Genomic DNA, 14,415 nt, shown 5'->3' on the forward strand with positions numbered 1-14,415 from the left:
TCTGGCAGAAACTATGCTTTAAGTGCAGCGTTCATCGAACAATGATTGCTCATCATCACCTCTGCCGGCTGCTAGTTTCGCCCCAGACCTCTGAGTCTGTCCATGTCATCTTCAGAAACGAAATCAGTATAGAACCCGTCCACACCCAGACGGGACAGCTGGACGATTTCTTTCTCATCATTAATCGTATGCACATAGACGCGGGCACCGGCCCTTTTCAGCTTTTGCACAAAGCTCTTGGTGGCCCTGTCGTCAGACATGGTGATGTCCGCCCCGGTTTCCTTGACGAATTGAGTCACCACTTCATCACTATCCTCCGATTGATATAACGTATAAATGACTTTGGGGAAGACATGCACCTTACGGATCATATCCAACATCTCACGACTGTAAATCTGCGGTACAATCCGCTTCAGCAGCGATGGATCCCTGCGCTCAGCTGCCTCGACAATCACTTCGAATTGCTGTGTGACCAGCCCCGCTTCAACCTCCTTCGTATCGGTTACGATATAGGCATCCGGATAAGCCATCATCAAATCCATGATCTTCTCAATATCAGCCGGCGAGTATAAGCCCAGAATCGGACTGTCCATAAATTCGGCATAATCCAGTACTTCCCCTTGCTTGTCTGCAGGAAGCACTTCCTGCTGTCCTAACTGCTTAGTCATATCCTTTGACCACTCATGACGGGCCACTAGTTTCTGATCCCCCGTGAACAGCAGATCAACTTCAAATACGCGTGTTCCCTGCTCATAATTGGCGATAAAACCTTCAACAGCGTTGGTATAGGCATGCCCGTTGATGCCACCCATTGCATGGGCAACAATCCGGTGGGCTGCAATGCCGGCGGCCGGCTCTTTATCTTCCGGTATCAGCGTAATCACAAGCAAAAGTACTATTGCTATAACCATGATGACTGATGCAGTACTCTTTTTTTTATCCATTATAGTAGGTTTCCTTTGCAAAAGTTAGAGTATAAAAACAAAAAACGGCTGTGGCCTTGGGTAAGGATAGCAACCGTTTCTATGTGAAATTAATAGGCATTTTTAAATCCGTTACGAATCGTTTTGACAATAATCCGGATATCAAACAGCAATGACCAATTTTCAATATAAAAAATATCATGCTTAATCCGTTCTTCAATCGAGGTGTCCCCACGCAGACCATTGCTCTGTGCCCAGCCGGTAATACCCGGACGCACATGATGCTTCACCATATACTTGGGGATCTCTCCACGGAACTGCTGCACGTAGAACGGCCGTTCCGGGCGGGGCCCTACCACACTCATATGCCCCAGCAGCACATTAAAAAATTGCGGCAGCTCATCCAGACTGGTCTTGCGGATAAAACTTCCGAAGCGGGTGCGCCGCGGATCCTCCCGCGTACTCCAGCCTGTATCTTCTTCGCCGTCCTGCTGCATTTTCATCGAGCGGAACTTATACATCATGAAATTATGCCGGTTCAGTCCTACACGTTCCTGCTTGAAGATGACCGGGCCCGGAGAAGTCAGGCGAACACCAAGAGCCACTAAGAGCATTACAGGCGACATTACAATAATTGCGAACAGCGAAAAAATAATATCAAACAGCCGCTTAGCCAGCTTATTCCCGGTCATATCCAAAGGAATATCACGAACATTAATCATTGGCATTCCGGCAAAATTATCAAAATAAGGACGCGCCGGCAGGTAGTCGAAGAAATCCGGAATAATCAGCGTCCGTACCCCAGCCTTTTCGCAGGCGGCAATAATGGCAGGATACTTGGAGTGGGCATCAAGCGGAAGCGCCAGAATCACCTCGTCTACCGGCAGCAGCTCCAGCATTCCAGCCAGTTCATCCACCTTGCCGAGAATTGGCTTAAAGCGCCGTTCCTCAATCCCGTCCCATTCCTGATAATCATCAAGAAAACCAATGGTCTCATATCCCAGCTCCGGATACTGCACCAAATTGTTGTAGAATCGTTTGCCGAGCGAGCCTGCACCGATAATCAGCACGAATTGACGGTTAAAGCCTTTTTCACGGAGTGATTTCAGCATCGTCTTCAGCACATAACGGTAAAGCATGATGGAGAGAATATTAAAACCCATATATATGGCCAGATACTGACGGGAAACGTCGATTTCCTTCAGGAAGAACATCAGGCCAAGCAGGATAAAGACTGCCATGATATGCACCTGAAATATTTTGAGGAATTCATCGACAAAACGTTTCTTACGCTTCGGCAAATACAGGGAAAGCATAATCCCTATAAATACGGAAATCACACCATAAATAAGGCTCCAATAGGCATAGGATTCAACCGGAAGCGTATTATAGGATTCCAGCCAGCCACTCTTGAACTTCAGCCACCAGGCCCCCAAAAAGGAGATTTGGATAATCAGGAAGTCGGCAACCATATAGAGTTGTGTTAAAAACCTCTGATTACGGCGAATCATAATCTCACCTCAGCATTCGTTTCATTGCGTGGACCTGCTTCTCCGGAATCCGCAAGGCTCTGCGCCGGTGAAGAAACCACACGTGAAGACTTTAACATATTGCGGACAAGCGAAAGGGTGAACTTTACCCCGACTCCGGCATATACCGCTCCATTAATCATACTGTTGTACCTCTTGCTATAATGCTTGCGATGAAATAAAATCATCGCTCTGTGAAACTCATAGACAATTTTAAATGGCCTGCGCCGTGCGCTGCCGCCTTTTAGATGCACGATGGAGGTCTGCGGATAGTAATAAATCCCCCACCCGGCTTCTTTAATCCGGAAGCACCAATCCAAATCTTCACCATACATAAAGAACTCTTCGTCCAGGCCGCCGACCTGCTCGATCGTCGCCCGCCGCACCAGCATAAAAGCTCCGACTAGACAGTCTACCGGGTAATCCAGATCTGGATCCAAATAACCTAGCTGGTAGCCGTTGAATCTGGGCCGGTCGGGAAACAGCTTGCTGAAACCAAAAGCATAATAAAAGGATGCCGAAGGCGTCGGAAATCCCCGCTTGCAGGCCTTGTCCAGCGATCCATCCGGCAAAATCACCTTGCAGCCCGAAGCGCCAAGATCCGGCCGGCTGTCCATAAAGGAAACCATCGTCTCCAGCGTATCCTTCCGCACTACCGTGTCGGAATTGAGCAGCAGCACATAACGTCCGGAGGCCGCCTCCATCCCCTGATTATTCCCCCGGGCGAAACCAACATTCTCAGAGTTGGCAATCAGCAGCACATCCGGGAATTCCTTGCTGATCGACTCGACAGAATGATCACGGGAATTATTATCTATTAAAATGATCTCATAGGAATAATTAGTTACCGAGTCATATACCGACCTAATACAGTCCATCGTCAAGCCGCATGTGTTGTAACTTAAGATTAATATACTGACATCTATATTCACTTCACTACGCTCCTGACAAATATAGTAATCTACCGACAACTATTATAACATAAAAACCTCCCTGATAGGCGGAGCCTAATTAAGGAGGTTTTTACAGATTTCCCGTGTCAGCCAATTACCTTACGCGTCCGGTTTCCTGGATGCTTTATTTTGTATATATCGCCGTTTCTGTTTAAGATGTCTCCATTGTTCGAAAAAAGCAGACCAGGCCTTTAGCAATTGGCGTTCCTTAAGCAGCGTATAACCGTGTGCGGCAAGCTCATACGGCAGTGAATACAGCAAAGTGAGAAGCAGCGTGCCGGCAGGCTCGTTCTTGTAAATCATCTTGTAGCGGTTAATATACGAGATCCGCCTAATAAACATCGGTTTGCTGTCCCGGCCGGAAGGTTTCCAGCCACGTTCGTGGTAGCCTATGGCTTCTGCTTCAAAGTAAGCCAACCAGCCGAACAGCCCAGCCCGCCATGCCACGTCCACATCCTCCTTATAGGCGAAGAAATCCGCATCAAAGAACTCCCCCTCAACGCTGATATCTTCAATCATCCGGCGCGAATACATCGCTGCAGCGCCGGATACGCCAAATACGAAATCAGATTCCAGCCAGTCTGTGGAGGGATCTCCCGCCCCGCGGTCAAAGGCACGCCGGGCTCTATTCATCCGCAGCCCTGTGCTGTCCACTAGCGAGTGATCGGCTTTGAGTAAAAGCTTGCCAGTAGCGCTGCCAATACGCGGATTTGACTCCATCTGCAAGACAAGCCTGGAAATATAACTGTTCTCAAGCGTCAGATCCGGGTTAAGCACAAGTACATAATCTGTATCCGTAGCCGCCAGGGCCTGGTTATGAGCGGGTGCGAAGCCAGTATTAATCTTATTTTCTATGAGAACAAGGGAAGGAACCCCGGTCTCATGGAGCTTTTGATAAAACGTCTTTACTCTTTCCACGCACCCGTCCGTTGAGGCATTATCCACCACCACAATCTGCTTCACCGGATAATCCTGGGCGAGTACTGCCGTCAGACAATCAATAATATCATCCGCACTGTTAAAGGTAACAATATGTACACTGACTGTTTTGTTATTCATAAATATCCTCGGATTCTTGAATTCATTATGATTCTGAAGCTGTTACACATTATTATAACGAAAACATCAGGTTGCGGCTATGTTACCCAGGAATGATGACATCCCTTGAAGAAGGAATAAAAGTGAAATTTCAGCCATGGTGTCAGCACTTTGTAATGTAATGTGTTAATGTGAACAGTCGTTACTGCAGCAAAAAGCTCCCGACCGTCGATGACGGTTCAGGAGCTTAGCTTGCGCTTATCTATTTCAGTTCCAGCAAAAAGTCCCTCAATCCGGCCCGCCAAGGCCGGATATCTTCAAACCCGTTCGTGCGGATGGCTAAATGCTCCATTACCGAATTGCGTGGACGTGGCGCCGGGCGTGGAAACTGTTCTGTAGCACATGGCTCTAGCTTTGCTGTGAATTTCAGACCCAAAATATCTTCTGCCTCCGCGAAAATTGCCAGTGTGAACTCATACCAGGTGCAGGACTCACTGTTAGAGGCATGATAAATTCCGTACTTCTCCGTTTGAATCAGCTCAAGCAGGAAACGGGCCAAATCTACCGTGTAGGTAGGTGAGCCATGCTGGTCGTCTACCACCTGCAGCAGCGGCTTCTCCTGCCCCAGCTTCAGCATCGTTTTCACGAAGTTGTTGCCATATTTTCCATACACCCATGATGTACGTACGATGAAAAATTTCGAGGACAAAGACTGCACCAGGATTTCTCCTGCCCGCTTTGACTTGCCATAAATACTTTGGGGATCCGTATTATCATATTCATGATAAGGCTGAGTTCCCATGCCATCAAAAACATAATCCGTACTAATGTATACCAGCTTGGCTCCGGACTTCTCCGCAGCCAGTGCTACATTGCGGCTTCCGGTGGCATTAATCAAATAGGCGGCATCCACATCGGTTTCCGCAATATCTACCGCTGTATGGGCGGCACAATGAATGACAGCATCCGGACTGAACCCGCTGATGACCTCAGTACATTGATCAAGATCTGTAATATCCATCTCCTGACGGTCACAGCCTAGAACCTCATGTCCTTGCTGCTGCAACAAAAGTACAAGGTCCTGCCCCAACTGTCCAGCGGAACCCGTAACCAATACTTTCATCTTCGACATTACAGGGAATCCCCCAAACGGCTGCCATACTGTAGTTCGGCATATTTCTGGTATTCACCGGATTGAATACGGGTCCACCACTCTTTATTATTCAAATACCATTGAATGGTTTCTTTAATGCCGGTTTCAAATGTATGCTTTGGCTTCCAACCCAACTCGTTCGTAATCTTAGTCGGGTCGATGCCATAGCGGCGGTCATGTCCTGGACGATCCTGCACGTAAGTAATCAGAGAATCCGGTTTGCCCAGTTCCTGCAGCACAGTATTCACGATATGCACATTTGTGCGCTCATTATTGCCGCCAATATTATAGACCTCACCGTTTACCCCTTCGTGAATAACCAGATCAATTGCGCTGCAGTGATCTTCTACATACAACCAGTCACGGATGTTCATTCCATCACCATAAACCGGCAGTGCCTGATCAGCAAGCGCACGGGAAATCATAAGCGGAATCAGCTTCTCCGGAAATTGGTATGGCCCGTAGTTGTTAGAACAGCGGGTGATATTAACCGGCAATCCAAAGGTTTCGTGGTAGGCGCGCACAAGCAAATCTCCGCCCGCTTTGCTGGCGGAATAAGGACTGTTTGGAGTGAGTGGAGTTTCTTCAGTAAAGAGTCCCGTAGCTCCTAACGTTCCATACACCTCATCTGTAGACACTTGAACAAATTTGGTCACACTATATTTCTTTGCTGCATCCAACAGCACCTGTGTGCCGAGCACATTTGTCTTTACAAACACATCCGGCTCCAGAATACTCCGGTCCACATGTGATTCCGCCGCGAAGTTGACTACGATATCGACTCCCTGGCTGAACAGTGCATCCATCGCTTCTACATCCGTAATGTCCGCTTTGGCAAACGTATAATTCGGATTGCCCTCCACCGACTTCAAATTCTCCAAATTTCCCGCATACGTCAACGCATCCACGTTCACGATCTGGTAATCCGGGTGCTGCTGCAGCATGTATATTACAAAATTGCTGCCGATAAATCCGGCCCCGCCGGTAACGAGCAGTTTCATATGTTAGCCCACCTTTTGTTGATATTGTGATATTTTCACAACAGAGTTATAGAATTGAGCGAGCCCTCTTAAAACTCCCCAACCTGTTGGATTCTTGATAAATTCTTTAGATGAGTCCTTCTAAATCAAATGTTCAAATCAGTATCCAACGTTACTTCCTTAAACAAAGAAAGTAGTCTATTCTTAGTAACAAAAATGGCATACCGGTTGTTTTACATTATTCCTTTACCATTCTTCATGGAATAGTATTCGTCTAAACAATATAAAATTTGGGCGTGCATCAGCACAAAGCCTATCAAGTTTATAAAAAACCAAAATACAAATTATAAAATATCTTATAACACCGGGATTCTTTGATTGATATAATTTCCGTCTTGCAATTCTGTATCAAGATACTCCGTAGTTGAAATTTTATAACCCTTCTGTCTAGCGAGCAATACAAATATTCTTTCTAAAGCGTGAGCCAAAGTTCCATCTTGCATTCCATTTTCGAAATCAAAATCGTCTGCAGTGATACACAACTTTGTTATGGAATTAATTGCTCTTGGATTAAACCAAAACATAGTCCCCGCAAAGAAACTCAACGTAACTTGTTCTTTATCGATTCCAATTTTCAAGCAAAGTTCCTGAACTCTTTCTTTGTTGGCACCCCAAAATTCATCATTAATCAAATATGATTGTTCTGGTCCAATCATTCCCAGGTGCGGATCATTCTCAAACTGATTTATGATAGACAAAACCCTTGTTGTAGAACCCAATAACTCGTTATATATCCCTTGTCTCCAGTTGGTACCTTGAGCACTATAGAGACTTTTTTTCGAATGGATTTTACAAACACTGTTGTACTTATCTAAAAGCCCAGTATTAAACAGAGACAGGAACGGGGCCACATCTCTACCTCTATTTTCAACATAATAAACATATACATTAGCATTCGTAAAGTGCTTGAACTTTTCTTCCACTTCAAAAGCGGCCCCCAAGCTTACGACTGAAATGTACAAATCAAACTTAACAGGTATATTCTTCAAATAACGAATAATTTCATCTAGCAGTTCCAGATAAAATAAATGTAGAACAACTGCAGTTTCAATTGATTTATCGGTTACTCGGCTAGGAAGATTCTCAGAAGAGAAATATAATTGAGTTGAAGTATGTCCAATATCATTTAATAAGTCATCTATCTTTTTCCCTTTATAGAAGGAGGCCTTATTAACTAAATAGTCTTTCACTTCAACTGCATCTTCTCCCCTACCCTTCTCGATATATTCAACTGCTTCTGGATAGTCCCTCACAGCTTCCCACTTACAAATTGAAAACTGATTATAAATATCTTTCCATAGTAGGTGACAAGCATTTCCTTCTCTCAAATACTTGAGACTAAAAAAACTCAAAGCCATAAGTTTCCAATTTTTCTTTTTATAACTATTAAACAATGCTTGAAGATAGCTTTTAGAAGACCACTGGTAACAAGAACCCACCAGTAACGAATGACTCATTGCACTTTGAGACATCCCAATCTCATACTTAAAAATAATATCCGTCTTTTTATCTAGTATGGTTACATTTCTCCAAAATTCCCCAAACCAGACACTTACTAAGGCCTCTTTTTTTAGAACCACGAAAAAACTTTGCACATGATAATTAAACTGATAGGAATCTACCAATCCACATATATCATAGATGCTATTATCAGCAATTTCTAAAATACTTTGAATATTAAAGGATGAAGATATAAAGAAACTATCATTAAGAAGTAACACCTGGTCATATATATATACATTCCCAATTTTTTCAATCCCAAATTTATAGCTGTAAAAGTCATATCCTACATTCTCTCTTACAAAACATTCCACTTTAGGAGGCAATAAATCCAATTGATCAGCATGTAAATTTGTCGAGACCATTATGATACGTTCACAAACTGCTTCAAGATGCCCTAAAAGCTTTAGTACATTATTAGATAGCTTCCCATCTTTGTCATAATGCGCAAAAACGGCAATTCTTTTCAAAGTGTTACCTCCTAACTCTTAGATATATCTTTTTAGCCAAGTTGAAAAATCTAGGATATCTCCTTAACCGATATTTAATTTTATCCTTAGTAAAATATGTCCATGCCGTTTTGTCTTGCAGTTTGAGATTTAAATTTCTATTCTCATTCGCGTATAAAATTGACATATTGATAGCTTTATTATATTCATCCGTAAATGTTTTCATTTCGTTTTCGGTAAGAGCTATACAATCAATAACCTCTCGCAATTCGAAATCTTGTTTCTGCAAGGCTGTTGATGTCGCTTCAAGGTACGCATGTCCATACTTTAAATCCGGTTCTAGATGACAGCCTTCTCCCCATTCATTCCAAGCATTTATAAAAATATACTGGTTGTGTATTGGGTTTGTTTTTTCAGTAAATTCAACGAGATATCTTAACCAGTACCTGTAAAGAGCAGGAGATGCGTTAATAATTGAGTGTGGATTATTTTGCCTACGCGCCGTATTATCCCAAGATGGAATTATGCCTCTGTACCATATATAGTCCTTCGATTTAGCCTGAATACCTTGAGCCGCTACTTTAGGATAATCAACAATTCCACCTGCAAAATTGGGATTAGTTATATTCGGCATATTGGAAGGTCTATTTTCTGGAGTTATAAATTTATGCGGAGGAAATTCTATGGCTGAATCAAACCCCCATTCAGTAGGATCGTCTATTCCATAGAATTGTACAGCGCTTAAATGAATATCCTCAAAACCAGCATTACGTGCTTCCTCTCTCCATATTTTCACCGTGTTCTTTATGTCCGGAAATAAATCGACTCGATAAACTATAAACATTGGCTTTCCATCAACTTTAATGTAGCGTTTATCTTTAAATACAGGAATTAAAGATCTGATCAAATCCCTATCATCTTCTGGTGTATGGTTTTGCTCCAAAAGTATTTCTTTATCTAAGCCATCCCAAGTACGTGTCCAATTCTCATTCGCCCAGCAAAAGCAAATTGGAAAGTCTATGTCTGATTCCAGATACTGATTCAAAGGCTTCTCTAATATTCTTCTACCGTTAAACCAGTAAAAGTAAAAACAAAAACCATGAATTCCATATAATTCAGCCATCTTTGCTTGTTCTCGCATTACTTCAACATTGCTCAGATCATAAAAGCCTAAGTCTTTTGGAACATGTGGCTGGTAATGTTCAGGAAAATTCGGTTTTGCCTTTGCTACATTTGTCCATTCGGTAAAACCCTTTCCCCACCATTGAGAATTTTCTTTAACATGATGATACTGTGGTAAATAAAATGCAATAGGTTTTACTTTACTCATTTATATCCTCCATTTAGCTGTACTATAAACTTATTATTTATATAGCTAAGTACTTATTTGTATTACTCAATTCTCATGTGAAATCTCATCTTGAGAAAGCAAATCATCTTCTCCAATACTATTCTCACGAATTCCATTCAAATAACCATTAATTTCACTTAAGCAAATACTAAAGTCAAACTTTTCAATTTTAAGTTCGATATAAATAGAAAGTTCCTCAGAATGTTCATGAACCGAATTACCCAATAAAAGTTGAGGGTCATCTGACATAGATATAAAGTTAATAATCTTTCCATCGTTTTGCAACTGTACTAGTCCAAGAGAATCTTCTATGGCTATAGGTTCTAATGAGACTTCATTAGCCGTTTTAAATATCATATCTTTTTTGATTTGGAAACTAGCCGGTTTATTCCCTATATCCAGCCTGATTTTCCCAACAGAGTGCTTGGGTATTGTAAAACAATACGTATGAAACTCATCGCTATATTTAAATTTGGCCTTTCTTGAATTGGATTCACTAAACCCATCCATTTCATTAGCCCAATAGAGTTGCACATAATCTTCATCGATTATTTCTTTAGTCGAATTATTCTCAAACAATGAATTAAGTGTAATGTTATTCGGAATCTTTTCATTACTACATATAGCAATAATGAATCTGCCTTCTTTTTGTGAATTTATTGTATTGATTAGCTTAACCTTTTCTTCTACATTCTCATTTCGGTCTACAATCAGCCCGTATTCACCATAATTCTGGTTATAGAAGTTAACATATTTAAATTGTTTTTCTAGAAAATCCTTATATTCAGAAAAATAAAATTCTTTCACATGATAAGGATTTCTATGATTAGGCACGTCCGTGTATAGGTATTTATCCGGAGTTGAAATTATCAAAATACCGCTATTGTTCAACACTCGACTTGCTTCTTTTAGAAATTTATCCTGGATTAATTCATTGACATGTTCTATCGTTTCAAATGAAACAATCATATCAAAAGAATCATCATCAAATTCTAATTTCTCTACCGACCCCTGCTTGAAATCCAAATTATACCTAATATATTTCTCTCTAGCATAAGAAATAGCTTCCTCACTAATGTCAACCCCACACACATTTGCTGCTTTCCTAGCAAGGATAGCTGACCCAAATCCCTCTCCGCAGGCAATATCCAAAACATTTTTCCCGCTAGCAATATCCAAAACAGCATTATATCTGTGCAAATGCTCCGTTTCAATTTCGCCTTCAGCTTTTCCCAAAACGAATCTTTCACCGGTATATTCCATCAACTACACGCTCCTTTAATGCTTATTCTAGAACCACATTCTCTATTTTGTGTTTATATAACGTCGTATCGGCTTCAATCTCTACCAAGGAAAGGTTATAGCTTGGGTTTTCCACAATTATTTTCTTAACGTTTGTTAACCATGTAAGCATAACATGACTATCTTGTGTTCCTTGAGCAATTGCTGGACTCAATAGATAGTCTCCTTTCATTATTCGTGGTAATTTAAATCCAAAAATAATTTCTATAACATCACCTTTTTTTGCGTTAAAGTTCGTACTACTTTCAATAAAAGTATTTACAGCAAACAAAGAAACTCCCCTGTTACTTTCCCACACAAAACCAGCAATCAGATGATCCATATTAGTTTTCGGACTAACTATGATATGACATTTGTAAGTATTATCAACTTCTAATTCTTCAGTTACATTGTTTTTAATATCAGTAATGAAAAAAGAGATAATCTCAATACTGTCTGAAAAAACACTATTCTCCCTTGGAATAATTTTAGGGAATTTCACGGAGGAATTATCAGCTTCATTTAATTTGATACTGTTATATTCAAAGGTATCAATGAGTTCACTATTCAATTCATTATTCTCTGCAAATCTCTTATTAAGATACTGAGCACATACCACTTCTCTATCATCGTACAAGATTTGTACAGATGAATCTAACCATAAAACTCTGCTACACATTTGTCTGATGCTACCGATATCATGAGAAACGAAGATAATGGTAGTATTTTTTTCCTTAAGTTCATCAAACTTTTTAAAACACTTATTCTGAAAAAAAATATCGCCAACACTCAACGCTTCATCTACTATTAAAATGTCTGGTTCAACATTAATAGCAACAGCAAAGGCTAATCTCGCAAACATACCACTAGAATAAGTTTTCACAGGTTGGTTGATGAAATCTCCGATATCAGCAAATTCGATTATTGCTGGAATTTTCTTTTCAACTTCCGCACTTGAGTACCCCATCATAGTTCCATTTAAATAGATATTCTGTATACCAGTAAATTCAAGATTAAAGCCTGCTCCTAATTCTAGTAATGCCGAAACCCTGCCGTTTACTGTTACCTCCCCAGAGGACTGGGATAAGACTCCAGTTATTATTTTTAATAAGGTTGATTTTCCCGAACCATTCTTCCCAATGATTCCAACAGTTTCACCCTTTTTCACTTCAAAAGAGATATCTTTTAAGGCGTGAAAGTCTCTATGATAACTTTTTTTCGAAATACTTAGAGATTCTTTCAATCTGTCAATAGGCTTATCGTATAGCTTATAGACTTTACTGACATTTTTTATATCAATCGAGATATCATTCATGGTTGCAACTCCTCACAATACATCCGAAAAATGCATTTTCAGCTTTTTATACACAATAGATCCTATTACAAAGTAAATTAATGTCAAGTTCCAAAACCATAATGATTCATTCATTTTTTCCCAAAACCACACATGATTAAACATTGCATCTCTATATCCTTCAACAACATAATATATTGGATTCATTTTAAAAACCCAACGCCAATTTTCAGGAACCATTTTGTAATTCCACATAATAGGGGTAACCCAAATCCCAAATTGCAGCACAATACCTACGATTTGCCCGAAATCTTTGAAGAAAACGACTATTGAAGAAGTGATGTAACTCAGAGCGATCGTAATTGCTATTAAACACCCTACATAATAAATTAATTGAATACTGTATATTGTGGGATATTCGCCATAAATCGCAAAAATAAGCAACATAACTGCAATGAAAAATATGTGAACAAAAAAAGAAGACAATATTTTAACAATAGGTAAAATGCTAATTTTAAACAAAACCTTTTTAACTAAATAACTATATTCAAAAAAACAATTGGTCGCACTAGTCATTGCCTCGTAATGAAAGAACCAAGGAATTAACCCTGACATGAGCCATAAAATGAAGGGAACTTTCTCAACTTGACCAGAGCGAAATCCAACTTGAAAAACTGCCCAGTAAACCAAAATAGTAACAATAGGCTGGATAAAGGCCCATGTGATCCCTAAAAAAGATCCAGCATATTTCATTTTAAAATCATTTATAGCCAAGGATGTAATCATCTTTCTGCTGTTATAAATCTCTTTTGAAAAGCCTTTGACACTAAACATATTTACTCACCTATACTTTCTTTGGACCAGTGAAAACCAGCTTTCGCACCATTTTTTATATAAAGCCCAATTTTATATCTTTTATTCTTTAAATCTTCTTCACTTATCCTTGATATAAATCCACTTTTATCTAAATCAAGTTTTTTTGAATAATATGCTGTTACATCTTTACGAATTAGGGTTTGTGTATCATATACTATTAATTTGTTGCTTTCTTCCTCTTTGAGAACCACATAAATAGTCGAGAGTTCCGGAGAAACTTCCTCCAAAAAACCCCATCCTTTAATCTTTATGATACCATTTCCTACTTGTACTTCTTCTATATTAGCTTGCACCTTATCTTTTCCTGCATCAAGCTGTACGTTCAGCTTGTTATTTGTCTTTTCTTTAAGCTCTATGCTGGTGTTACTTTTAATCACGGTCAGGCCTGAAACTGAAAGCGAAAATTCCTTTTGAGAACCATTTTCAATATAAAACGCTATATCATAAGTATCAGCAGCTAATTCACTCATGTTAATTAAACTTCTCAATCCCGAGCTTTCCACTTTATTACTTTGGTCATTTAATGCAGCTGGCAGATCTCCCCGATCAACCTTTTCAGTATCAAACACATATCTATGGTTTTTTGAGAGCAATACTATATATGCATTCTGCTTATCTGCCTGAAGATCATTAATGTAGGCCCACCCTTCAACTCTGAGTAACTTTTTGAATTTCATTTTTTTAACATCAATTTTGTCAATTCCAGAGTTAATATTGTTACTCTCTCCCGGCAATTCAATATTTTGAACATTAGATGTTCCATATACATGTGTAAACTCGTAATATACCAAGGTAAAGAAACATAGTGACAGAATCAGTAGTAGTATTTTCCCTTTTTTCATATGGCGATCCTTCTCTTCCCTTCATTCATACACTAGGTTGAATTGTTTAGCTTTCTCTTACTTACGATGAAATCAATGAGAACTAACTTAGCTATTATAAGGTGAGCAAACCTTGCAGTCGATAGATGCCAAATAAGCTAAGCTCTTATACATAAACTTTGATCTTCTAGTACATTCTAGTTTTAA

12 protein-coding genes are annotated in these 14,415 nt (G+C 40.1%); all 12 read right to left on the reverse strand.

Annotation, left to right across the window (positions count from 1 at the left end; genetic code table 11):
* Positions 1-71: 71 nt before the first annotated feature.
* Complete coding sequence (locus tag NSS79_RS31010) at positions 72-944, reverse strand: phosphatidylinositol-specific phospholipase C/glycerophosphodiester phosphodiesterase family protein (protein ID WP_342437362.1); 873 nt, start codon at positions 942-944, stop codon at positions 72-74.
* Between the two features lie 89 nt (positions 945-1,033).
* On the reverse strand, positions 1,034-2,434 hold the full coding sequence (locus tag NSS79_RS31015; protein WP_342437363.1) for an undecaprenyl-phosphate glucose phosphotransferase: 1,401 nt from the start codon (positions 2,432-2,434) through the stop codon (positions 1,034-1,036).
* Positions 2,431-3,378 (reverse strand): glycosyltransferase family 2 protein, encoded by a 948-nt coding sequence (locus NSS79_RS31020; protein ID WP_342440473.1) that lies wholly within the window; start codon positions 3,376-3,378, stop codon positions 2,431-2,433. Before NSS79_RS31020 ends, NSS79_RS31015 begins: the two co-directional genes overlap by 4 nt.
* Positions 3,379-3,504: 126 nt before the next feature.
* Positions 3,505-4,464, reverse strand: coding sequence for a glycosyltransferase family 2 protein (locus NSS79_RS31025; protein WP_342437364.1), 960 nt, complete (start codon positions 4,462-4,464; stop codon positions 3,505-3,507).
* Positions 4,465-4,705: 241 nt separating this feature from the next.
* Complete coding sequence (gene rfbD / locus NSS79_RS31030; RefSeq protein ID WP_342440474.1) at positions 4,706-5,566, reverse strand: dTDP-4-dehydrorhamnose reductase; 861 nt, start codon at positions 5,564-5,566, stop codon at positions 4,706-4,708.
* An 8-nt stretch (positions 5,567-5,574) separates the two neighbouring features.
* Entirely contained in the window at positions 5,575-6,597 is a 1,023-nt protein-coding gene (rfbB, locus tag NSS79_RS31035; RefSeq protein ID WP_342437365.1) for a dTDP-glucose 4,6-dehydratase, read from the reverse strand.
* 335 nt (positions 6,598-6,932) lie between these two features.
* Positions 6,933-8,606 carry a rhamnan synthesis F family protein gene (locus NSS79_RS31040; protein ID WP_342437366.1) on the reverse strand — a complete coding sequence of 558 codons (1,674 nt, stop codon included), beginning with the start codon at positions 8,604-8,606 and terminating at the stop codon, positions 6,933-6,935.
* Positions 8,607-8,610: 4 nt separating this feature from the next.
* Positions 8,611-9,915: a glycoside hydrolase family 99-like domain-containing protein gene (locus tag NSS79_RS31045; protein WP_342437367.1), complete on the reverse strand. Its 1,305-nt coding sequence runs from the start codon at positions 9,913-9,915 to the stop codon at positions 8,611-8,613.
* Between the two features lie 66 nt (positions 9,916-9,981).
* Complete coding sequence (locus NSS79_RS31050) at positions 9,982-11,199, reverse strand: class I SAM-dependent methyltransferase (RefSeq protein ID WP_342437368.1); 1,218 nt, start codon at positions 11,197-11,199, stop codon at positions 9,982-9,984.
* Between the two features lie 22 nt (positions 11,200-11,221).
* Positions 11,222-12,532 (reverse strand): ABC transporter ATP-binding protein, encoded by a 1,311-nt coding sequence (locus NSS79_RS31055; RefSeq protein ID WP_342437369.1) that lies wholly within the window; start codon positions 12,530-12,532, stop codon positions 11,222-11,224.
* A gap of 12 nt (positions 12,533-12,544) precedes the next feature.
* Positions 12,545-13,345, reverse strand: coding sequence for an ABC transporter permease (locus NSS79_RS31060; RefSeq protein WP_342437370.1), 801 nt, complete (start codon positions 13,343-13,345; stop codon positions 12,545-12,547).
* Positions 13,346-13,347: 2 nt separating this feature from the next.
* Positions 13,348-14,229 (reverse strand): hypothetical protein, encoded by an 882-nt coding sequence (locus tag NSS79_RS31065; protein ID WP_342437371.1) that lies wholly within the window; start codon positions 14,227-14,229, stop codon positions 13,348-13,350.
* Positions 14,230-14,415 lie beyond the last annotated feature (186 nt).

Source organism: Paenibacillus sp. FSL L8-0436, from assembly GCF_038593025.1.
Lineage (GTDB): Bacteria > Bacillota > Bacilli > Paenibacillales > Paenibacillaceae > Paenibacillus_AQ.